Here is a 20,489-nt window from a genome sequence, read left to right as displayed (position 1 = left end):
CCTTTTTGCGTACGCTTATTTACGTACAATCTTGTACACCTTGCCCGTGCCGCTCAGCATGTACAGCTCGTTTTGCGCATCCTGGCCGAACGACAGGATGTTGCCCACGTTCGTGATGCCCCAGTCTTTCACGGCCGATGCCGTGCCATTGCTGTAGCTGAAACTTTTCAGCCAGGCGCTGCAGTAATCCGAATACAGGTATTGCCCCGCCAGTTCCGGCAGGTCCGCTCCCCGGTACACATAGCCGCCCGTGATTGAGCAGCCGTTGGCCGTATCGTTGTTGTACGTGATGGCGGGCAAGACCAGCCCCGCCTGGTTGCAGCTGGTGCTGTTGTAGCACTGCGTGCCTTCCATGGTGTTCCAGCCATAGTTGTTGCCCGCCTGACCCACGGGGCGCACGTCGACTTCTTCCAGGTTGGCCTGGCCCACGTCGGCGATGTACAGCAGCTGGGCTGGCACGTCGAAGGCATAGCGCCACGGGTTGCGCAAGCCGTAGGCCCAGATTTCAGGACGCCCGCCTGCCGTGGCAAACGGGTTGCCCGGCGGAATGGCGTACGGCTGGGCGGCGCTGCTGGCGTTGACGTCCAGGCGCAGCAGCTTGCCCAGCAGTACATTCGTGTTTTGCGCGTTGCGTGGCGGGTCGCCCGCGCCGCCGCCATCGCCCGTGCCCGCATACAGATAGCCGTCCGGCCCAAAGCTGAGCAGGCCGCCATAGTGGTTGCTGAACGTGGGGTGGGGAATTGTCAGGATGGTCAGCGCGGACAGGGGATCGGCCACGTTGGCGTTGCCGGCCCAGACCTGCCGGCGCTCGATGACGATATCGCCTGCCAGGTTGGTGTAATACAGGAAGAAATAGCCATTGCTGGCGTACTGCGGATGGAAGGCCATCGACAGCAAACCCCGCTCGCCGCTGGTGGTGGTCAGGGCGCTGATGTCGAGGTAGGGCGTGGTCAGCAGATTGCCATTTTGTACCACGCGGATGCGGCCGGCCCGTTCGAGGATGAACAAACGGCTGTCGCCGGGCGGCGCCGTGAGGAAGATGGGCATGCTCAAGCCGCTGGCCACCTCCTGCAGTCCCAAGGCCAGCGGCGTGGCCGCCGCATACTGGATGCTGGCGCTGGCCGTCGCCCCCGCATTGACTTGTACCTGCTGCGTGACGGGCGTGGGCGTCAAGGTCCCCGTGCCTTGCGCCACGCCGGCGGCGTTGAGCGTATAGGCGCCGGGGGCCAAGTCCGTCAAGGTGGTGCTTGCCGTCAATGTTTTGCTGTAGGACGCAGGTCCCGTGACCGTGACGGCGCCCGCCACGCCGGCCGGCAAGCCGCCGATGCTGACCGCCAGGCCGCCTGTGGTGGGGCCGGGCGCGGGGTCGTCGTCGCCACCGCCGCCACAGGCGGCTAGCAGGACCAGGCAGCATGCCAGCAGCAGGGCCAGCCAGGGCCGGGGAAAGCGGGGAAGGAAATCGCGCATGTCAGTCTCCTGCGGGAACGGCGCAACGGTGGCTCAATCGGGTAGCCTGTGCCAAGAATGCGCGTCTTTGCAATGGGTAGGTTGAGCTGGCGCAAACAGACATCGCACTGGCGCCAGCATACGCCCCGCGCGCGCCGCGCTTCCGTGCGCTGCTGCACCGTGCGGCGCCATCGGACAAATGCGCCGCGTTTTCAGACAAGCGCGGGGGCCGCTGTGCCACCGCGCCCACCGGCGCCCGATAATGGCGCATCTGAAACCGAGCAGGAATGACACACATGAAAACCAAAGCCGCGATTGCCTGGAAGGCGGGCGCCCCGCTGACCATCGAAGAAGTCGACCTGGCCGGCCCGCGCGCCGGCGAAGTGCTGGTCGAGCTGAAAGCCACGGGCATTTGCCATACCGATTACTACACCCTGTCCGGCGCCGATCCGGAAGGCATATTCCCCGCCATCCTCGGCCATGAAGGCGCCGGCGTCGTCGTCGACGTGGGCCCTGGCGTGACGACCCTGAAAAAGGACGATCACGTCATTCCCCTGTACACGCCGGAATGCCGCCAGTGCAAGTTCTGCCTGTCGCAAAAGACGAATCTGTGCCAGGCCATCCGTTCCACGCAAGGCCGCGGCCTGATGCCGGACGCCACCAGCCGCTTCTCGCTCAATGGCCAGCCGCTGTTCCACTACATGGGCACGTCCACGTTCTCGAACTACATCGTCGTGCCGGAAATCGCCCTGGCAAAAATCCGTTCCGACGCGCCATTCGACAAGGTGTGCTACATCGGCTGCGGCGTGACGACGGGCGTGGGCGCCGTCCTGTTCTCGGCCAAGGTGGAGGCGGGCGCCAACGTGGCCGTGTTCGGCCTGGGCGGCATCGGCCTGAACGTGATCCAGGCGGCGAAAATGGTCGGCGCTGACAAGATCATCGGTATTGACATCAACCCGGCGCGCCAGGCCATCGCGCGCAAGTTCGGCATGACGCATTTTATCAACCCGAACGAAGTGGAAAACGTCGTCGACGCCATCGTGCAACTGACGGACGGCGGCGCCGACTACAGTTTCGAATGCGTGGGCAACACGACCCTGATGCGCCAGGCGCTCGAATGCACGCACAAGGGCTGGGGCAAGTCCTTCATCATCGGTGTCGCGGCGGCGGGCCAGGAAATTTCGACCCGTCCATTCCAGCTGGTGACGGGGCGCGAATGGCGCGGTTCGGCCTTCGGTGGCGCGCGGGGACGCACGGACGTGCCGAAGATCGTCGACTGGTATATGGAAGGCAAGCTCAACATTGATGACCTGATCACGCACCGCTTGCCGCTCGAACGCATCAATGAGGGCTTCGACCTGATGAAGAGCGGCGAATCGATCCGTTCCGTCGTGTTGTATTAATTTTATCTGACTGTACTCATTGCGCAACACATGACGGACGGGGCAGGACGGCACGCTGTACTTCGCCGTCTGCCCCTGCTAGTGTGAAGACATCCGCCTTGCTTTGGGAGCCGTCCATGTTTGCCACTGCCTATCTCGCGACCTTGCGCCGCATGCTGCCCGTCTTCCTTGGCGCGGCCCTGTCTTCTCTGCTGGCCTTGTGGTGGAGCAATGCCGCCATCTTGGCCACGCCCGCCATCTGGCTGGCGCTGCTGGCCACGTATTTGCTGTGCGCACTACTGTTTACGCCGCTGGCCCGGCAGAGCCGCCAGCTGGCCACGCGCCATGTGCGTCACGGCAAGCCGCGCTGACCTCCTAGCGCGCCGTGCTGGAAAAGCGCTCGCGGTAGTCGCGCGGCGTGATGGCGAGTTTCTTTTGGAACAGGCGGCGCAGCCTGTCCTCGCTATGCAAGCCCGCCTGCACGGCCACCTGTTTTAAGGAAGACACATTGTCTTCCAGTAAACGGCGCGCCACTTCGAAGCGGGCCGTGTCGATGAATTCCGTGGGGCTGGTGCCCGTTTCGCGCTGAAACACGCGCGTAAAATTGCGCTCGCTCATGGCCAGCCTGGCCGCCAGCAGCGGCACGGTGAGCTCTTCGGCAAGATGTTCCATGATCCAACCCTGCAACTGGCGGATGGTCGGATGCGTCGTCATCTGGCTCGACAGGTGCACGGAAAACTGCGACTGGCCGCCGGGCCGCTTCAAATACACGACCAGGTCGCGCGCCACTTCCAGCGCGATATCGCGGCTGAAATCGTCTTCCACCAGGGCCAGCGCCAGGTCGATGCCGGCCGTCACGCCTGCCGACGTCCAGAATTTCCCTTCCCGCACGAAAATCGCATCGGCATTGACCTGTATCAATGGATAGCGCTGGCGCAGGCTGTCCACGGCGCTCCAGTGCGTGGCCGCGCTCTTGCCGTCGAGCACGCCCGCTTCGGCCAGGAAGAAGCAGCCCGTGCACAGGGCCGCCAGGGTATCGATGCGGGGCGCCGCTTCGGCCACCCAGGCGGCGAGGGCGGGGATGTCCTGCAAGACTTGCTCGACGTGATGGCAGCCGACGATGACGGCCAGGTCGGGCAAGCGGCTGGCGTCGAGCGCCTTGCTGGCGTGCAGCGACATCAGGGTGTCCGATTCGACCGGGCCGATGGCCGTCGAGGCGATGCGCACGTCGTAGCCGCCGGGCAGCTTGCGCAGGCGCAGATGGGTGTTGGCGTAGTCAAACACCTTCATGGCGCCGATGGCTTCGAGCGCCTTGAAGCCGGGGTAGACGATGATATCGACGGTGCGCAGGGGGAATTCTTTGGGGCTTTGCTTGATCATGCGATATGCGCGAGGGGGATAAATACTGCCATAATGCAACAACAGCGATGGCGTAGGTTAGCATGAAATAATCGGCGCGCCCGCTGGCTCCCCACCCATCGGATTCCTGAATATCGTGCGCTTACTCCACATTTTTGCCGCCCTGACTTTGCTGTTGGGCTCATCCCTTGCCCACGCGGCCACGCTTAACTTCAATGGTGGCGCCGTCAGCGGCTGTAGCCTGAGCCAGGATGGCTTGCAATACACATGCTCGTCGCTGGCGCTCGGTTCTACCGACGTCATCGTCATCGGCAGCGCGTATGGCGTGACGGTCAACAGTTCCTTGTCGATGAGCTATAACCAGGGCTTGACGATGAGCGGCAACGCCGCGCTGACGGTCAAGGGCAATCTCGATATCAAGGATATCAATCCGCCGAACCTGAAGGTGACGGGAGGGAGCTTGACGGCCGAGGGCGGCACTTTCTTCCTGGGCGCGCAGGAACAGACGATTACGGCGAATATCTTCGCCACCAGCATCAAGATGGGCTCGAACAATGTCACGGTGACGGGCAAGATCAGCGCCAAGGGCCCGGTGGAAATCGCCTCGGGTTCGGTCATCAACGGGCCGATCAGCGGCACCATCGTCAATATCCTGGCCGCCAGTACCCGCATCCAGGGCGATATCACGGCGACCACTTCGCTGACCATCGGCTCCGGCAGCCAGGTGACGGGCAACCTGAAATCGCCGACGATCGACCTGAAAGCGTCCGGCCTGCTCGTCACCGGCGACGTGGAGGCAAGCAATTCCTTGTCGATCGCCTCCGGCAATGGCATCAAGGGCAATGTGGACGCTGGCGAGGTAACGCTCGACTCGTCCAACGCCTATATCACGGGCAACGCCAAGGTCGATCACATCACCCTGGGCTGGCAGGGCCGGGTGCAGCAAACCATCACCTGCAAAACCTATACACCGTCCAATCCGTGCAGCTGCGTGACGAACAACAGCGGCTGGGCCTTCAATGAACCGATGGGGCCGAAATGCGGGCCGGGCACGCAGGCGGGGCCTCACCATTTCCAGATCGAGCATGCGGGCAATGCCCTGACGTGCGCGCCACAGACTGTGACGGTGACGGCATGCGCGGATGCCGCCTGCGGCGCCAGGTACACGAACGGCGTGAATGTCACTGTCAGTCCTGGCGGCACGGCGACGCAGATAGGCAACACCGGCGTGGCAACGGCCAGCGTGCGCCAGTACACGGTCGGCACGGCCACCCTGAGCCTGACGAGCGTGCCCGGCACCACGGGCGCGCTCGTATGCAAGCGTGCTTCGGACAACAGCAGCAGCTGCGACATGAGCTTTGCGGCGACAGGCTTGACGGTTATTCCCGTCAATCATGTTTCTGGCACGCAGAAGGCGTTCGGCATCAGCGCCGTGCAGGCGCCTCCCAGTTCGACCTCGCAAGCTTGCGTGCCCCTGTTCAAAAATACCAGCAAGACCCTGAATCTCGCTTGCAGCTATGGCAATCCCGCCAGCGGCACCCTGCCTGTTTTCGTGCAGGGAACTGGGGCGTTCGTGCCACTGGCATCGAACAGCACCAGCGCCTGCAGTACGGCGGGCGCGAACGTCAACCTGGCGTTCAACGACCAGGGCGTCGCCACCGCCGTCATGTCGTATGCGGACGTGGGGCAACTGAATTTGAAGGCCACCTATACGGGGTCGGCCACAACCGGCGACGCCGGCTTGAGCATGACGGGCATCGGTAATGTTACCGTCGTGCCCGCCGCGTTCAGCGTCCCCGTCATGACCAGCCCCCAGCGCGCAGGCGCGGCAGTGGCGGTCAGCATGCGCGCGCTCAATAGCGCGGGCGCCGTGACGCCGAACTTCGGCAATGAAAATCCGGCGGAGACGGCGCTGCCGACACTGGCCAGCCTGGTCAGGCCGACGACCAGTGAGATCGCCGCGCCGGACACACCAGCCAAGCCGGCCATGCAGGGTGGCGTGGTCTTTACGAATGGCCGCGTTGTCAGCAGCGACATGAACTGGCCGGAAGTGGGAACCATCACCATCGCCTTCAATTTGGCCAACCCCAACGGCTACCTGGATGCCAACCTTGCTGTGCCGGCCTTGCCCAAGGCATCGGGCGTGAGCGGGGAGGTGCAGTTCATTCCGCACCACTTCATTACGGAACTGGTGAAGACCGGCGCTCCCGCCGGCATCGCCACGCCGTGCGCGTCGCCGCTCACCTGCGCCAACGATGGGGCGACAGGCCGCTACGCGTATTCGGGGCAAGCGATAGGCGTGCGCGTGACGGCGCGCGCCTTGGGCGGGATGCCGACCAAAAACTATGACGACCGTGTCCCGAGCGTCCTGGCGCCCGTGCTGCTCGAAGGTCTCGATGCGGCCACGGGCACGATTTCCTTTCCGCCGAGTACCCCCGATAGCAGCAGCCGGCTTACCGACGGCAGCAAGGCGCAAACCACCGTCACCGGCGTGGCGCCCGCGAAATTTACCCTCGGCGTTGCCCTGCCCATGGTCGCCTACCGTTTTCCGGGCAAGGCCGGCGTGCCGCTGAAGGTGGCACCTACCGACGTGCGCTTGCGCGCCAGCAGCACCTATCCCGGCGGTGCCGTCGTCAGCTCAATCTCGCCATTGATACAGAACGAGGCACGGATGACCGTGCTGTCGGGGCAATGGATGGTGCCCCACGGCTATGGCTCCGAATTGCTGCCAGTCAGGCTGGCCGTGCAAGTCCAGTACTGGAATGGGACGAAGTGGGTCACGAATCTGCTCGACAGCATCAGTGCGATCAAGAAGCCGGATGTGGTGCTGGCCAATTGCAAGAAAACGCTGGACTGCGCCAAGCTGGCCGTTGATGACCGGACATACACCGTCGTCCAAGGCGTATTGCCGCAAACCAATTTCCTGACATTGCTGGCGCCCGGTGCCGGCAAGGCCGGCAGCGTGGACGTTTCCGTGGGCAGCCATCCCTACCTGGCCAGCACCATCGGCACCGTCGTCTTTGGCGTCTTCAAATCGGGCCCCGTGATTTACCTGCGCGAGATGTATTAGCCTGTACCAAGGGCAGGCGCAGACAGCGCGAAAAACCAGTAACATGGCTGGCTGTGGCATTCCTCCCAACCTCAGACTGGAGTTTTCTATGAGCACAACTTCGCAGTGGATCGATATCGCCGGCCCGGACGGCAGCTTCCAGGCTTACCTGGCCGTGCCGCACGTGGGCAAGGGCCCCGCCATCATCCTGTTGCAGGAAATTTTCGGCGTCAACGAGCACATCCGCGCCGTGGCCGACCAGTATGCGGCCGATGGCTACGTGGTGCTGGTACCCGACCTGTTCTGGCGCGCCGGCGCGCACATCGAACTGGGTTATGACGCGGACGGCTGGAAGCGCGCCGTCGAGCTGATGCAGGCCACCGACAATCCGCAGGCCGACGCCGATATCGCCGCCACCATCGCCGTCCTGCGCGCGCGCCCGGAAGTGACGGGCAAGCTGGCCTCGGTCGGCTACTGCTTCGGCGGCCGGCTGTCGTATCAGGCGGCCGCGGCCGGTCTCGTCGATGTGGCCATCGCCTATTACGGCGGCGGCATCCAGAACAAGCTGGACCTGGCCGACCAGATCAAGGTGCCGCTGCTCATGCATTTCGGCGGCCAGGACAGCCATATCCCGCCGGAAGCCGTGCAAAAGATCGCCGAGCGCTTCGAAGACCGGCAAGACGTGGAAATCCATATCTACCCGGGCGCCGAGCACGGTTTCAACTGCACCCACCGCGACAGCTACCAGCAGCGCGCCGCCGCCCAGGCGCATGGCAATTCGTTGATTTTCCTGGCGGAAAACCTGTAAGACAGCCATCCCAGGCTGGCCAGTTGCCATAGTTTGCTCAGCAGCAAAGCGGCATGGGCGCTAAAATAGCGGCTGTGCCGGGCAACTCCGGCCGGCCGGGCGCGGCGCCCGGCAAACCTGGATGAGGAACCGAATTAAAGATGGCCCAAGTAATTGTTTCTGTAACATTGGCGGCAAGCGCCGAACGAGTGTGGGATTTTATCGGCGGCTTCCAGTCGCTGGCTGAATGGTCGAGTTCGATCAAGACCAGCCTGTCCGAACACGGCGGCCGCGTACGCCGCCTGAAAACCACGGACGGCGCCATCATCGCCGAACGGCTGCAAAGCTACAGCGAAGCGGACAAGAGCTACAGCTACACCATCGTCTCGGGCCCGATCCCCGTCAAGAACTACCGTTCCACGTTGCGCGTCACGGGCGAGCCAGGCGCGAATGAATGCGTGGCGCAATGGTCGAGCGAGTTCGACGCGGCCGAAGGCGTGGAAGAGGTCATGATCGGCGCGTTCCAGCATCTGTATGAAACGGCATTCGTTGATTTAAAACGCATCATGGCAATCTGAAACCGCGCAATCCGGCATTCCCACCGGCGCTAACAATGTTGTCGGATTACGCGGCTGCGCCGCTAATCCGACCTACGGGACTCAACCCCATGTCCATGTTGGCAAATCCCTGTGATCCGCCAATTCATCGCCGCGCAGGTCGGATTAGCGAGGCCTCGCCTCGCGTAATCCGACAATATTGTTGCCAAGGCGGCGGTGTCGGATTACGCGGCTGTGCCGCTAATCCGACCTACGGCATTGTGGTTAGCACTCTTGTAAAAACACCGGCACAGGCCGGTGTTTTTCATGATACCTAGCGCTTGACCTTTCCAGACGCCTCGCCCTTGTTCCACACAGGCAAATTCTTGTTATTCGCCACTTCATAGCCGAGGTTCAGGGTGAATTGCGCCTGCTGCACCATTCCCGACAAATCCCATGACGGGTTGTACTCGTCCGTCACCTGGTGATAGTCCTTTTTAAAGGCCACCAGACGCTCGCCCGACGCTGTCGGCTCCTGGACGAAGTCGAACGAGCCGTCGCCGGAAAACACGGCCGAACCCACGTTGAAGGCGGGTACGCCAGCCTTGGCGAAGGCAAAATGGTCGGCCCGGTAAAACGCGCCGGACAGGTCGGGGATGGTCGGCGCCAGGCGCAGGCCCATGCGCTTGGCGACCTTGGCGGCGCTCGCGTACAGGCTGCTGCGTTCGGCGCCGGCCACGCCGATGTCGTGCGTCTTGCCGACAAAATTCATGCTGTCGAGGTTCAGGTCGGCGGCCGTCTTGGCCAGCGGCCACAGGGGCGCGCGCGTGTAGGCCGTGCTGCCCAGCATGCCCGTTTCTTCGCCGGCCGGCCACAGGAAGATCTGCGTGCGGCGCGCCGGCTGTTTCACGGCCACTTGCGCCATGGCCAGCAAGGCGGCCGCGCCCGAGGCGTTGTCGATGGCGCCGTTGTAGATGTGGTCGCTCTGGCCAGCGCGCTGGCTGCCTTCGTCATCCTTGCCCAGGTGGTCCCAGTGGGCCGAGTAAATGACGGCCTCGTCCTTGAGTTTCGGGTCCGTGCCCGGCACGATGCCGGCCACATTGAATTGCTCGATGCTGCGCACCTGGCTGTCGAGCGCCACCTTGACCGTGGCGTTCAGGGCCACGGGGCGGAACTCGCGCGTTTCCGCCTGCGCGCGCAAGGCGTCCAGGTCCTGTCCGCCGGCCTGGAACAGCGTGCGCGCCATGTCTTCCTGCAGCCAGCCTTCCATCGCATTGCCCGCACCGGCCAGGTTGAAGCGTTCATGGCCGAAACCGTTGGCCGGTACCGACCACGGATACGAAGCCGACGCGGTCGTGTGGATCAGCAGCACACCGGCGGCACCCTGGCGCAGCGCTTCCTCGTACTTGTAGACCCAGCGGCCATAGTAGGTCAGCGACTTGCCGGCGAAGCGCTGCGGTTCGGCAGCCGTCGCTTGCGGGTCGTTGACCATCATGATGACGAGCTTGCCCTTCAGGTCGACGCCCTTGAAATCGTCCCAGTTTTCTTCTGGCGCGCGGATGCCGTAGCCGGCGAACACGACGGGCGCATCGAACGCCACTTTTTGCTGGCCATTTGCCGCGCCAAAGACGATGTCCTTGCCGAAGGCGGGAGACAAGGTCTTGCCGCCCGCGCTAAAGGACACCTTGCTCGATGGCAAGGCCTTGCTGCCGACGATGGTCAGCGCCTGGCGGTAGCTGCCATCCTTCAACGGTTGCAGGCCGGCTACGGCCGCCTGCGTTTCCAAGTAGCGCACGGCCAGGTCGCCGCCGCGCTGGCCCGTGCCGCGTCCTTCCAGTAAATCGTCGGCCAGGAAGGACAGGTGGGCGCGCAGGGGCGCTTCGGCCACGAGCGGTTGGGCGAGGGCGGCCGTGCTGAACAGGCTGGCGGCGAGGACGAGGGGAAAGCGCATGACGACTCCAAAAGTGAATACGGGAAAGCAAAGCAGCGACAATCTTACTCTACCGCAATGCCCTGGCGTAGCGCGCGGCGCGCGCGGGCCGATTGCGGCCACAATGGCTGCTCGTCCACCGACAAGGAGCGTTCCATGACTGCCACGAACTTGCAATCGAGCAATACCCTGCGTACCGCCGACGGCACATTGATCCACTACAAGGACTGGGGCAGCGGCCCGCCCGTCGTCTTCAGCCATGGCTGGCCATTGTCGTCCGACGCGTGGGAAGATCAGATGTTTTATCTGGCCTCGCGCGGCTACCGCGTCATCGCGCATGACCGGCGCGGCCATGGCCGCTCGAGCCAGCCGTTCGATGGCAACGACATGGATACCTATGCTGACGATCTGGCCGCCCTGATCGACGCGCTGGATTTGACGGGCGCCACCCTCGTCGGCCACTCGACGGGCGGCGGCGAAGTGGCGCGCTACATCGGCCGCCATGGCACCGAGCGCCTGGCCGGCGCCGTGCTGGTGGGCGCCGTGCCGCCGCTGATGCTGCAAACTGCGGAAAACCCGCTGGGCTTGCCCCTGTCCACATTTGACGCCATCCGCGCCGGCGTGCAGGCCGACCGCAGCCAGTTTTTCCAGGATTTGAGCGAAGCCTTCTATGGCTACAACCGGTCCGATGCGAAACCCTCGCAGGGCGTGCGCGACGGTTTCTGGCGGCAAGGCATGCAGGCGGGCATGCCGGCATCCTACCTGTGCATCAAGCAATTTTCCGAGACGGATTTTACGGCTGACCTGGCCAAGTTCGACGTGCCGACCCTGGTGATCCATGGCGACGACGACCAGATCGTGCCGATCGCCGCCTCGGCGCGGCGCACTGCCGAACTCATCATCGGCAGCAAGCTGCTCGTGTATGCGGGCGCGCCGCACGGCCTGGCGACGACGCACAAGGACAGGCTGAACGAGGACTTGCTGGAATTTTTGCGCCACTCGGTCGATGCGGCAAGCAATATCGAGGCACACTTGTAAAACCGGCATATTCATTGCAAAACACATAATATTGCTTGGTTTTTGCACCAATTGCGTGCGGATCGCCGATTTTTCTGCGTTTTAGACTGCAAAAAATGGCGTTCTGCCGCCCCGTTCCACCCGGTAAGGTCCAGTAAAGAGTAAACTAGCGGATACACTCTTTCGCATTGGGCGATTCGAGCGAACTTGTGAGTGATTTCATGTCTGATACACCAATTTCCTTATTTTCCGACCTTAACCTGAGCGAGCCGCTGATTCGCGCGCTCAAGGATGTCGGTTACGAAACACCGTCGCCTATCCAGGCGGCCACGATTCCATTATTGCTCGCGAACCGCGACGTGCTGGGCCAGGCGCAAACGGGCACGGGTAAAACCGCCGCCTTCGCCTTGCCGATCCTGTCGCGCATCGATCTGAAACAAAGCTCACCCCAAGCCCTGGTCCTGGCACCGACGCGCGAACTGGCCATCCAGGTCGCCGAAGCATTCCAGGTGTACGCCGCTCACATTCCCGGCTTCCACGTGCTGCCGATCTATGGCGGCCAAAGCTACGGCCCGCAGCTGTCGGCTTTGCGTCGCGGCGTGCACGTCGTCGTCGGCACGCCCGGCCGCGTCATCGATCACCTGGACAAGGGTTCGCTCGACCTGTCCAAGCTGAAAACCCTGGTGCTCGACGAAGCCGATGAAATGCTGCGCATGGGCTTTATCGACGACGTCGAACGCATCTTGCAAGAAACGCCGGAAGGCCATCAAACGGCCCTTTTCTCGGCCACCATGCCTTCCGTCATCAAGCGCATCGCCACGACCTACCTGGTGAACCCGGCCGAAGTGACGGTTGCCGCCAAGACGGGCACGGCTGACAACATCCGCCAGCGCTACTGGCTGGTGTCGGGCATGCACAAGCTCGACGCGCTGACCCGCATCCTGGAAGCGGAAGCGTTTGACGGCATGATCATCTTCGCCCGCACCAAGCTGGGCACGGAAGAGCTGGCCGGCAAGCTGCAAGCCCGTGGCTTCTCGGCTGCCGCCATCAATGGCGACATCCAGCAAGCCCAGCGCGAGCGCACGATCCAGCAGTTGAAAGACGGCAAGATCGACATCCTCGTGGCAACCGACGTGGCCGCCCGCGGCCTGGACGTCGAGCGCATCAGCCACGTCGTCAACTACGACGTGCCGCACGATCCGGAAAGCTATACCCACCGCATCGGCCGCACGGGCCGCGCCGGCCGCAGCGGCGAAGCGATTTTGTTCATCACCCCGCGTGAAAAGAACTTGTTGAAAGCCATCGAACGCTCGACCCGCCAGCCGATCGGCATGCTGGAACTGCCAACGATCCAGGCCGTCAACGACGTGCGTATCGCCAAGTTCAAGGAACAGATCAGCGAAACCCTGGCCCTGGGCGAACTGGAACAGTTCCAGTCGCTGATCGAGGATTTCGAGCGAGAGCAAAACATTCCCGCCATCGAAATCGCCGCCGCCTTGGCGAAGATGGCGCGTGGCAATGTGCCTTTGTTGCTGGACAAGAACAAGGCGCGCGAGCAAGCCACGTGGCAAGACGACCGTCCAGTGCGCCAGGACCGTTTTGACCGCCCTGAGCGCAATGACCGTTTCGAACGTAATGACCGCTTCGACCGCAACGAGCGCAGCGAACGTCCGGCCTTCCCGAAAAAGGAACGCATTCAACGTCCAGCCGACGCCGGCATGCAGACCTTCCGCATTGAAGTTGGTCATCAGCATGGCGTGAAACCAGGCAATATCGTGGGCGCCATCGCCAACGAAGCGGGCATCGATTCGAAAAACATCGGCCGCATCGAAATCTATGACGACTACAGCGTCCTGGACTTGCCGGACAGCATGCCGAAAGAATTGCTGGACCAGCTGAAAACCGTGTGGGTCGCGGGCCAGCAGTTGCGCATCAGCCGCGACGGCGACGCGCCGGACCTGGCACCGCCAGCCGCGCCGCGCAAACCGTTCGCCGCCAAGTCGGCGCCAGCGTTCAAGGATGCGCCTGCGGATGCGGGCGATGCAGCCCCTGCGCCGCGCGCGCCGAAGAAGGAACGTCCACGCCCAGGCGTGACGGCCTACCGCATCGAAGTGGGCCGCGAGCACGCCGTGACGCCAAGCAACATCGTCGGCGCCATCGCCAACGAAGCGAACCTGGAAGCCAAGCATATCGGCCGTATCGATATCTTTGACAACTTCAGCGTGCTGGACTTGCCGGAAGGCATGCCGCCGGAAATCCTCGACCACCTGAAATCGGTCGTCGTTTCGGGCCAGAAGCTGCGCATCAGCCTCGATGACGGCACGACGGAGCGCAAACCGGCGCCACCGCGTCCGAAGTCGCCTCCCCGTAAGACCTACAAGTAAGCCATCCCCACGGGCGCTTCGGCGCCTGTGTCGCGGATTGGAGACACATCCCCCACTGGCGCATTCGCGCCAGTTTTTATTTTCCCTCAAGAAATGAATATTGTTGCCGCGTTATGGTTGGCAGCAGACGTCGCCATGCTCCGACCATTGTGCTAGTTCTCTTGTGCCTTTTTATCGACGCATACGCCGTATTTATTACCTGTCGCGCCAACAAATAATTTTTTATTAATTATTCTCTCTGCGCGCAATTTGAATTTTACATTCAATAAAACCAATCAAGTTGAATCAAAGTAAATTCTAAAACATAAATGAATTAGCTTTTATTAAATTATTTGACCAGTGTCGCTGTCGCCGGGGCGATATATCATGGGTGCTTGATGTGGTATATTGTTTTTATGATTTTGTTATGCTAGTTGAGAAAAATAGAGGAGCGACGATGCGGGTCAATACGCCTATCACGCAAAATGAATACGTATTAAATGAAGGCATGACGATTGTTTCCACAACGGATTTACAGGGGAACATCAATTACGCCAATCAGTATTTCATTGAAGTCAGCGGTTTTTCAGAAATGGAACTGCTGGGTGCGCCACAGAATATCCTGCGTCATCCCGATATGCCGGCCGAAGCGTTTGCCGACCTGTGGGACACCATCAAGACGGGCATGCCATGGACCGGCATGGTCAAGAACCGCTGCAAGAATGGCGATTTCTACTGGGTCTTCGCCAATATCACGCCCGTCATCGAAAACGGCCGCCCGATCGGCTATATGTCCGTGCGCACCAAGCCCACGCGCGAGCAGATCAACGAAGCGGCAGCCCTGTATAAAAGTTTCAAAGACGGCAATAGCGCCAAGCTGGCGATCCGCAATGGCCGCGTCGTGCGCCAGGGCTGGGCTGCCAAGCTGGCCGAGTGGCGCAAGCTGACCCTGTCGCAAGACCTGGCCCTGCATTGCATCGTCTTCGGCGTGGTGCTGGCCATTCTCGGCTGCGCCGTGTGGAATATCGATGGCGACACGAGCACGGCCACGCGCAGCTGGCTCAGCGGCGCTGCCGCCGCGGCCGTGGCGCTGATGCTGTATTTCTGGGCCCACCTGCACAATTCCCTCGTCGCACCGCTGGGCGAGGCCATCACGGTGGCGCGCAAGATGGCTGGCGGCGACTTGACGGGCGTCATCGACAAGGTGCGTGACGACGACATGGGCCAATTGATGGCGGCCTTGCGCCAGACGAATATCAACCTGCACAGCATCATCGGCGACGTGCGCGCCAACTTCGAGGATATCCGCGTCACCACGGCCGAGATCGCCACCGGCAATATGGATTTGTCCAGCCGCACGGAATCGCAGGCGTCCAGCCTCGAGCAGACGGCGGCCAGCATGGAAGAACTGACGTCGACCGTGCAAAACAGTGCCGACCACGTGGCCACGGCCAACGACCTGGCGGCGCAGGCGTCGACCGTCGCGGCCAAGGGCGGCACCATCGTCAGCGAAGTGGTGACCACGATGGACGAGATCAGCACCTCGTCGCGCAAGATTCTCGACATCATTGGCCTCATCGACGGCATCGCCTTCCAGACGAACATCCTCGCCTTGAACGCGGCCGTGGAAGCGGCCCGCGCGGGCGAACACGGCCGCGGTTTCGCCGTCGTCGCCGGCGAAGTGCGCAGCCTGGCGCAGCGCTCGGCAACAGCGGCGAAAGAAGTGAAAAACCTGATCGACCATTCGATCGCCACCGTGAACGCGGGCAGCGTGCTGACCAGCAATGCGGGCGCCACCATGACGGAGGTGATCGCCTCGGTAGCCCGCGTGACGGAAGTGATGGACGAGATTTCCTCGACCACGCGCGAGCAGAACCAGGGCATCGGGCAAGTCAACCAGGCCGTCATCCACATGGATGGCATCACGCAGCAGAATGCGGCGCTGGTGGAGCAGGCGGCGGCCGCCGCCACCAGCCTGGCGCAACGCACCGACAGCGTGGCCCAGTCGATCGGCATCTTCAAATTGAAGGCCTCGCCCAAGCGCAAGACGGCTGGCGTGGGACGCAGCGTGGGCGCGGGCGTGGCGTCGCGGGCCTTGCTGAAGGCACGCTAAGACAATTTCCCGCCAGCGCACCTCTGGCGGGATTTACTTCGGTATCCGGTACACCTCTCCGCTACGCACCTTCCGCACCACCCCATCCCCGCCAAACAGAATCACGTATTCCCCCTGTGCGCCCGAGGCGGCCGGGTAGGTGTACATCCATACTTCATTGCCGCTGTCGAAACGGATGGACGTGCTTTCTCCCAGCGCCGCGCGCACCTGTTCGCGCGTGCTGCTGCCTGGTTGCACCGTCTGTTCCAAGGTAGCGTAAGGCACGTTCTTGCTTGCCTGCAAGGCGCGCGTGCCGGAGCAGGCGGCCAGCAGTACCAACGCGAAGACACCCAGCCATTTCATGGCGCCACCTCGTCCATGTAAGTAAATTCCAGCAGGGTGTCGTCGGGCCAGCTGGCATCCCACAAGGGCGCGTAATACGTGCGGTCAAGCAAGACCTGGCAATCGCAATAGGGTAGCGAGGCGGGCGTCTGCTCGCCGCCCGCGTACAGCATCCTGAACGGCAATGCCAGGCGGCGCTCGCCATGCACGAGGGTCACGCCGAACAGGGGACGGTCCGTGAAGAACAGGTAATTACCGTCCGGCTCGGAACACACCTTGTCCGTGCTGTAGAGCATGCTGGACAGCCAGGCGATGATTTGCGGGTCGTTCGAGATCAGCCCGGAATCCATGCCGGCGCGGCATTCCAGGCGCAGGTCGCCCAGGCGCCGCGTGCCGGGCGGCAAGCCGGGCGTGATGACTTGCGCGCGCCAGCTCATGGTGGTGGCCTTGCGGTTGGCGATCAGCACGGCGTCTTCGCGCACCGCTTGCGCATGGCGCACGGGGGCAAAGCTGTTGTCCTCTGCCAAGGGTAACGGGATGCTGACGGTGTCGCCGGCGATGCGCAGCTGCACGCCCGTCATGTCCACGCCGGGCTGGCGCGGCAGCAGGCGAAAGCGCAGGCTCGCTTGCGGCGCCAGCGCACGGTCGCGCTCGAAGCGGTCCACGCCCTGCAGCATCTTGCGGTACGACTTATCGACGGGATCGCGCGTGGCGTCCACTTTCACCTGCGGCACGGGCGCGGTTTGCGCCAGGGCAACCGGGCCAGGGAGCAGGCAGGCAAGCAGCAGGGGAATAGGGATGCGCATGGCTGGATGCTACGCTTTTTTGCGCGGCAGCCACGCACGGGTGGCTGTCTCGGTATTCGCTCAGTACTCGCTATATTTGCGCGCGTCGCCGCGCACTTGCTGCGCCGGGTATTTCTGCGCATTGAGTTCCATTTTTTCCAGCACGGCCGCGTATAGGTCGACGCCGCTCTTGTCGGCCAGGCGCACCAGATACATCAGTACGTCGGCCAGTTCGTGGCGGATGCCCGTGCGCTTGACCTCGTCCAGCTCGGCGTCCGCGCCCGTGGACAGCCACTGGTAGTGCTCGGCCAGTTCCGCCACTTCGACGGACAGGGCCATGGCCAGGTTTTTCGGCGTATGGAACTGGTCCCAGTCGCGCTCGTCGGCAAAGGCGCGCAGGCGCGCACGGATGTCAAACAGGCTGTCGGCAGGCGCGTTCATGCGGCCACCTGCAGCGGTTTTTCCATGAAAACACTGAATGGATCGTCAGGATAGTCGCCGTACGGCCCGCGCCGCTGGTAGCCGTGGCGCGCGTACAGGGCGATGGCTTCGGGCTGGTGGATGCCCGTCTCCAAGGTCAGCAAGCGGCAGCCGCGCGCCAGCGCCTGCTCTTCCAGCAGGGCCAGCAGGCGCTTGGCCAGGCCCAGGCCGCGGCTGTCAGGGTGCACGTACATGCGCTTGACCTCGCCGAAATCGGGCGTGACGACGATGGCGCCGCAGGCCCGCGCCGCGCCTGCCGCATCGCGGGCGACGGCAAACAGCAGGGTATCAGGCGGCACGGACGCCAGGTCCAGCGAGTAGACGCACTCGGCCGGATACAGGGTCTGTTGATAGGCGTCAAGCTCGGCGATCAGGGTTTGCACGTCGGCTTGCTGCGGCGATTCCAGGCGGATGGTCATGGGAAGGTCGAATGTATGGGACTTCCCCCATGGTATCACTGCGGCCGCGCCAGGCGCATCGTCAGGCCGATGGGCGACATCACGAAACCCATCAGTTCCTGCGCCTCGCCGCCATCGGGCGTGTCGACGCCGGCGATGTCGAAGCTGCCCAGCAGCATGGCCATGGCGATCTTGATTTCCAGCAAGGCCAGGTAGCGGCCCGGGCACGTGCGCAAGCCGGCACCGAAAGGCATGGCGGCGCGCTTGTTGTTCGCCTCGCCGCTTTCGGCCAGCCAGCGTTCGGGCTGGAACGCTTGTGCGTCGGGAAAGTGCGTATCGGACACGCTGTCGTGGCGCATCACGCACCACAGCATGCTGCCGGCGGGCACGGCCACGTCGCCCACCACCGTGTCGCGCAGCGCTTCGAGCGGAATGTAGGGCGCCACCGGTTTCAAGCGCATGGCTTCGCTGGCGCAGGCGCCCAGGTAGTCGAGGCTATCCATTTGCGCCACGGTGAACTGTGCCACGTCGGGCGCCAGGCGCCGCACTTCCTCGCGCGCCTTGGCCAGGCTGTGCGGATGGCGCTGCAACAGGTAGATGATCCAGGAAATCGTGTTGGCCGTCGTGTCTTCGCCGGCCAGCAGCATGGTCAGCACATTGCCGGCCACGGCGCGGTCGTTCACGCCGCTGCCGGGTTCGTCTGCGGCGGCGATCATGGCTTCGAGCAGGTTGGGCGGGCGCACGCGCCGCGCGGGGTCTTGTTCCATGCGTTCGCGCGCCTGCCGCACCAGTTGCGCCACGGCCACGTCCAGCGCCGCCACGTCGCGGTCCAGGCGCCGGTCGACGGGCAGCTTGACGTAGCGCCAGTACGGCAGCATCGACAGGCTGCGCCGCGCCACGGCTGGCAGGATGGCGTCCAGGTGGCGCTGGATCACGTCCTCGCCCGATTCGAGCGTGTTGACTTCCGTGCCGAAGGCCAGGCCGGCGATGATGTCGACCGTGTAGCGCTTCAGGTCGCCATCAAGGGCAATGGCCTGGCCTTGCGTGGCGGCCAGATGCCAGCGCCGCTGCAGACGCCGCGCCACCGTCACCAGCGCGGGAAAATACGCCTTGATGGCGCCTGGCGCCATGCCGGCCATCACCATGCGGCGCTGGTTGCGCCACTCGCTGCCTTCGGCCAGGAAGACGCCGGGATTACCACCCATTTCCTCCGAGACGATGTAGCTGCTGAGGGGGCGGCGGAAACCATCGGGGCGGTCGCGCAGCACGGCGGCAACAGCCTCGCTGTCGGCCACCACCAGCACCAGAGTGCGGCCGAACCAGGCACGCATGAAAGGCCCATAGCGGCGTACCCAGCCTTCCACGTCGCGGTGGATGCGCGGCAGCCGCACTTGCATGGCGTTGCCGATGATGGGCAAGGCGAATGGCCCCGGCAACTGGCGGATCTGGCGCAGAGTGGTGGCGGGTGCGGCGGCGTGGTCGAGTGGCTGCATGGAAAGCTCCTGTTGTCGTGGGAACGATGGCTAGACTCTAGCTCGCTTGCGGGCGCGCGTCTTGAACGAATACGACATGAACGCATACGCGCGCGGCGCCGAAAAATGCCGGTACAATCGTCGCCATGCCTGCCGCCCCCACGCCTCTGACCCGCTTGATCGCGCCGCGCACCGCGCTCGCTTCCTGCGTGCGCGCCTTCCTCGTGCGCGACACCACGCATTGCGCGCCGCTGCCGCCCGCGCAGCGCCTGAACCGCTTTCCCGCCACGCCCATGTGCTGCCTGCTGTGGACGGTCGCGGGCGACGTCGAGGCGGCCGCGCCCGGCCCCGACCTGCTGCACGTGCGCATGCCGCCCGCCCTGTTCAGCGGGCCGCGCGGCTATCCGCTGATCAGCTACAACCCCGGCCCCGTGCACTCGTTCATGGTGATGCTGTATCCGGCCGCCCTGCATGCGCTGACGGGCATCGATATGGCGGCCCTGTTCGACCAGGTGCGCCCGCTGGAACCGCTGTTCGACGCCGACTGGCTGGCCTTGTCCGACGCCGTGCTGGCCGCGCCCGACGATGCAGCGCGCATCGCGCTGGTGGAAGCATTCCTGGCGCCGCGCTGGGCGCTGGCGCGCAAGAGCGGCGACCATCCGGCCGGCGCCATCCAGGACTGGGTGCGCCGCCTGGGCGTACAGGCGGCCTCGACGGGCCTGGCCAGTGGCGCGCGCAACATCGAGCGCCGCATCAAGGCCTGGGCCGGCCAGCCCATGCGCGCCCTGCGCCGCATGCGCCGCGCGGAACAGTCTTTTCTCGACGCACGCGAGGCCATGCTGCAAGGCAATGCTTCATGGACCGATATCGCCGCCGAGGGCGGCTACGCCGACCAGGCCCACCTGTGCCGCGAAGTGCGCGCCATCACCGGCCTGAGCCCCACCGAACTGGCACGCGCCAGCCGCGAAGATGAAAGTTATTGGATCTATAGGATATGGGCGTAATCCGGCCGGTGGTGATGTCGGATTACGCGGCGTACCGCCGCTAATCC

At 63.6% G+C, this 20,489-nt stretch carries 17 protein-coding genes; 9 read left to right on the top strand and 8 right to left on the bottom strand.

Features of this window, described 5'->3' with window-relative positions:
* Positions 1–15 precede the first annotated feature (15 nt).
* Positions 16–1,467 (bottom strand): PQQ-dependent sugar dehydrogenase, encoded by a 1,452-nt coding sequence (locus ACQ4WO_RS20515; RefSeq protein WP_436483031.1) that lies wholly within the window; start codon positions 1,465–1,467, stop codon positions 16–18.
* Positions 1,468–1,742: 275 nt separating this feature from the next.
* Between ACQ4WO_RS20515 and ACQ4WO_RS20510 the strand changes: the two genes are divergently transcribed.
* Positions 1,743–2,849, top strand: a complete 1,107-nt coding sequence (locus ACQ4WO_RS20510) for an S-(hydroxymethyl)glutathione dehydrogenase/class III alcohol dehydrogenase (RefSeq protein ID WP_034753481.1) — start codon at positions 1,743–1,745, stop codon at positions 2,847–2,849.
* Positions 2,850–2,965: 116 nt separating this feature from the next.
* Positions 2,966–3,199 carry a hypothetical protein gene (locus tag ACQ4WO_RS20505; RefSeq protein WP_152252186.1) on the top strand — a complete coding sequence of 78 codons (234 nt, stop codon included), beginning with the start codon at positions 2,966–2,968 and terminating at the stop codon, positions 3,197–3,199.
* 4 nt (positions 3,200–3,203) lie between these two features.
* On the opposite strand, the gene ACQ4WO_RS20500 is transcribed toward ACQ4WO_RS20505, so the two are convergent.
* Complete coding sequence (locus tag ACQ4WO_RS20500; protein WP_072457106.1) at positions 3,204–4,208, bottom strand: GlxA family transcriptional regulator; 1,005 nt, start codon at positions 4,206–4,208, stop codon at positions 3,204–3,206.
* Positions 4,209–4,323: 115 nt separating this feature from the next.
* Here ACQ4WO_RS20500 and ACQ4WO_RS20495 point away from each other — a divergent pair, with 115 nt between their 5' ends.
* From ACQ4WO_RS20495 to ACQ4WO_RS20485, 3 genes are all read left to right on the top strand, one after another.
* Positions 4,324–7,257, top strand: coding sequence for a DUF6701 domain-containing protein (locus ACQ4WO_RS20495; RefSeq protein ID WP_436483030.1), 2,934 nt, complete (start codon positions 4,324–4,326; stop codon positions 7,255–7,257).
* An 88-nt stretch (positions 7,258–7,345) separates the two neighbouring features.
* Complete coding sequence (locus ACQ4WO_RS20490; protein ID WP_436483028.1) at positions 7,346–8,044, top strand: dienelactone hydrolase family protein; 699 nt, start codon at positions 7,346–7,348, stop codon at positions 8,042–8,044.
* Positions 8,045–8,184: 140 nt separating this feature from the next.
* Positions 8,185–8,601 carry an SRPBCC family protein gene (locus tag ACQ4WO_RS20485; protein WP_436483027.1) on the top strand — a complete coding sequence of 139 codons (417 nt, stop codon included), beginning with the start codon at positions 8,185–8,187 and terminating at the stop codon, positions 8,599–8,601.
* 292 nt (positions 8,602–8,893) lie between these two features.
* Here ACQ4WO_RS20485 and ACQ4WO_RS20480 read toward each other — a convergent pair whose 3' ends face one another.
* Positions 8,894–10,510 carry a M28 family peptidase gene (locus tag ACQ4WO_RS20480; RefSeq protein ID WP_436483026.1) on the bottom strand — a complete coding sequence of 539 codons (1,617 nt, stop codon included), beginning with the start codon at positions 10,508–10,510 and terminating at the stop codon, positions 8,894–8,896.
* A gap of 135 nt (positions 10,511–10,645) precedes the next feature.
* Here ACQ4WO_RS20480 and ACQ4WO_RS20475 point away from each other — a divergent pair, with 135 nt between their 5' ends.
* From ACQ4WO_RS20475 to ACQ4WO_RS20465, 3 genes are all read left to right on the top strand, one after another.
* Entirely contained in the window at positions 10,646–11,527 is an 882-nt protein-coding gene (locus ACQ4WO_RS20475) for an alpha/beta fold hydrolase (RefSeq protein ID WP_436483025.1), read from the top strand.
* A gap of 200 nt (positions 11,528–11,727) precedes the next feature.
* The gene (locus ACQ4WO_RS20470) at positions 11,728–13,890 is read left to right on the top strand and encodes a DEAD/DEAH box helicase (RefSeq protein ID WP_436483024.1); all 2,163 of its coding nucleotides are present in this window, start codon (positions 11,728–11,730) and stop codon (positions 13,888–13,890) included.
* 436 nt (positions 13,891–14,326) lie between these two features.
* Complete coding sequence (locus ACQ4WO_RS20465) at positions 14,327–15,982, top strand: methyl-accepting chemotaxis protein (RefSeq protein WP_436483023.1); 1,656 nt, start codon at positions 14,327–14,329, stop codon at positions 15,980–15,982.
* A 33-nt stretch (positions 15,983–16,015) separates the two neighbouring features.
* Here ACQ4WO_RS20465 and bamE read toward each other — a convergent pair whose 3' ends face one another.
* The 5 genes from bamE to ACQ4WO_RS20440 are packed head-to-tail and all read right to left on the bottom strand — an operon-like array spanning position 16,016 to position 19,459.
* On the bottom strand, positions 16,016–16,324 hold the full coding sequence (bamE, locus tag ACQ4WO_RS20460; protein WP_436483022.1) for an outer membrane protein assembly factor BamE domain-containing protein: 309 nt from the start codon (positions 16,322–16,324) through the stop codon (positions 16,016–16,018).
* The gene (locus tag ACQ4WO_RS20455) at positions 16,321–17,109 is read right to left on the bottom strand and encodes a hypothetical protein (protein WP_436483021.1); all 789 of its coding nucleotides are present in this window, start codon (positions 17,107–17,109) and stop codon (positions 16,321–16,323) included. The genes bamE and ACQ4WO_RS20455 overlap by 4 nt, the downstream gene beginning before the upstream one ends.
* Before the next feature lie 60 nt (positions 17,110–17,169).
* Positions 17,170–17,529 carry a nucleotide pyrophosphohydrolase gene (locus tag ACQ4WO_RS20450; protein ID WP_436483019.1) on the bottom strand — a complete coding sequence of 120 codons (360 nt, stop codon included), beginning with the start codon at positions 17,527–17,529 and terminating at the stop codon, positions 17,170–17,172.
* Positions 17,526–17,987, bottom strand: a complete 462-nt coding sequence (locus tag ACQ4WO_RS20445; RefSeq protein WP_128141189.1) for a GNAT family N-acetyltransferase — start codon at positions 17,985–17,987, stop codon at positions 17,526–17,528. Before ACQ4WO_RS20445 ends, ACQ4WO_RS20450 begins: the two co-directional genes overlap by 4 nt.
* A 35-nt stretch (positions 17,988–18,022) precedes the next feature.
* Positions 18,023–19,459 carry a cytochrome P450 gene (locus ACQ4WO_RS20440; protein ID WP_436483018.1) on the bottom strand — a complete coding sequence of 479 codons (1,437 nt, stop codon included), beginning with the start codon at positions 19,457–19,459 and terminating at the stop codon, positions 18,023–18,025.
* 125 nt (positions 19,460–19,584) lie between these two features.
* Between ACQ4WO_RS20440 and ACQ4WO_RS20435 the strand changes: the two genes are divergently transcribed.
* A complete protein-coding gene (locus tag ACQ4WO_RS20435; RefSeq protein ID WP_436483017.1) occupies positions 19,585–20,442 on the top strand; it encodes a helix-turn-helix domain-containing protein in 858 nt (285 codons plus the stop codon).
* Positions 20,443–20,489 lie beyond the last annotated feature (47 nt).

Source organism: Janthinobacterium aestuarii (genome assembly GCF_051380835.1).
GTDB classification, from domain to species: Bacteria; Pseudomonadota; Gammaproteobacteria; order Burkholderiales; family Burkholderiaceae_D; genus Janthinobacterium; species Janthinobacterium aestuarii.
The sequence above is the reverse complement of the archived record's forward strand: the minus strand, read 5'-3'. Positions and strand labels throughout refer to the sequence as shown.

Coding starts and splice junctions, on each gene's coding strand:
- ACQ4WO_RS20500 (WP_072457106.1), bottom strand. CDS start 4,208: ATGATCAAGCAAAGCCCCAAAGAATTCCCCCTGCGCACCGTCGATATC.
- ACQ4WO_RS20435 (WP_436483017.1), top strand. CDS start 19,585: ATGCCTGCCGCCCCCACGCCTCTGACCCGCTTGATCGCGCCGCGCACC.
- ACQ4WO_RS20480 (WP_436483026.1), bottom strand. CDS start 10,510: ATGCGCTTTCCCCTCGTCCTCGCCGCCAGCCTGTTCAGCACGGCCGCC.
- ACQ4WO_RS20455 (WP_436483021.1), bottom strand. CDS start 17,109: ATGCGCATCCCTATTCCCCTGCTGCTTGCCTGCCTGCTCCCTGGCCCG.
- ACQ4WO_RS20445 (WP_128141189.1), bottom strand. CDS start 17,987: ATGACCATCCGCCTGGAATCGCCGCAGCAAGCCGACGTGCAAACCCTG.
- ACQ4WO_RS20505 (WP_152252186.1), top strand. CDS start 2,966: ATGTTTGCCACTGCCTATCTCGCGACCTTGCGCCGCATGCTGCCCGTC.
- ACQ4WO_RS20510 (WP_034753481.1), top strand. CDS start 1,743: ATGAAAACCAAAGCCGCGATTGCCTGGAAGGCGGGCGCCCCGCTGACC.
- ACQ4WO_RS20490 (WP_436483028.1), top strand. CDS start 7,346: ATGAGCACAACTTCGCAGTGGATCGATATCGCCGGCCCGGACGGCAGC.
- ACQ4WO_RS20465 (WP_436483023.1), top strand. CDS start 14,327: ATGCGGGTCAATACGCCTATCACGCAAAATGAATACGTATTAAATGAA.
- ACQ4WO_RS20450 (WP_436483019.1), bottom strand. CDS start 17,529: ATGAACGCGCCTGCCGACAGCCTGTTTGACATCCGTGCGCGCCTGCGC.
- ACQ4WO_RS20485 (WP_436483027.1), top strand. CDS start 8,185: ATGGCCCAAGTAATTGTTTCTGTAACATTGGCGGCAAGCGCCGAACGA.
- ACQ4WO_RS20515 (WP_436483031.1), bottom strand. CDS start 1,467: ATGCGCGATTTCCTTCCCCGCTTTCCCCGGCCCTGGCTGGCCCTGCTG.
- ACQ4WO_RS20440 (WP_436483018.1), bottom strand. CDS start 19,459: ATGCAGCCACTCGACCACGCCGCCGCACCCGCCACCACTCTGCGCCAG.
- bamE (WP_436483022.1), bottom strand. CDS start 16,324: ATGAAATGGCTGGGTGTCTTCGCGTTGGTACTGCTGGCCGCCTGCTCC.
- ACQ4WO_RS20470 (WP_436483024.1), top strand. CDS start 11,728: ATGTCTGATACACCAATTTCCTTATTTTCCGACCTTAACCTGAGCGAG.
- ACQ4WO_RS20475 (WP_436483025.1), top strand. CDS start 10,646: ATGACTGCCACGAACTTGCAATCGAGCAATACCCTGCGTACCGCCGAC.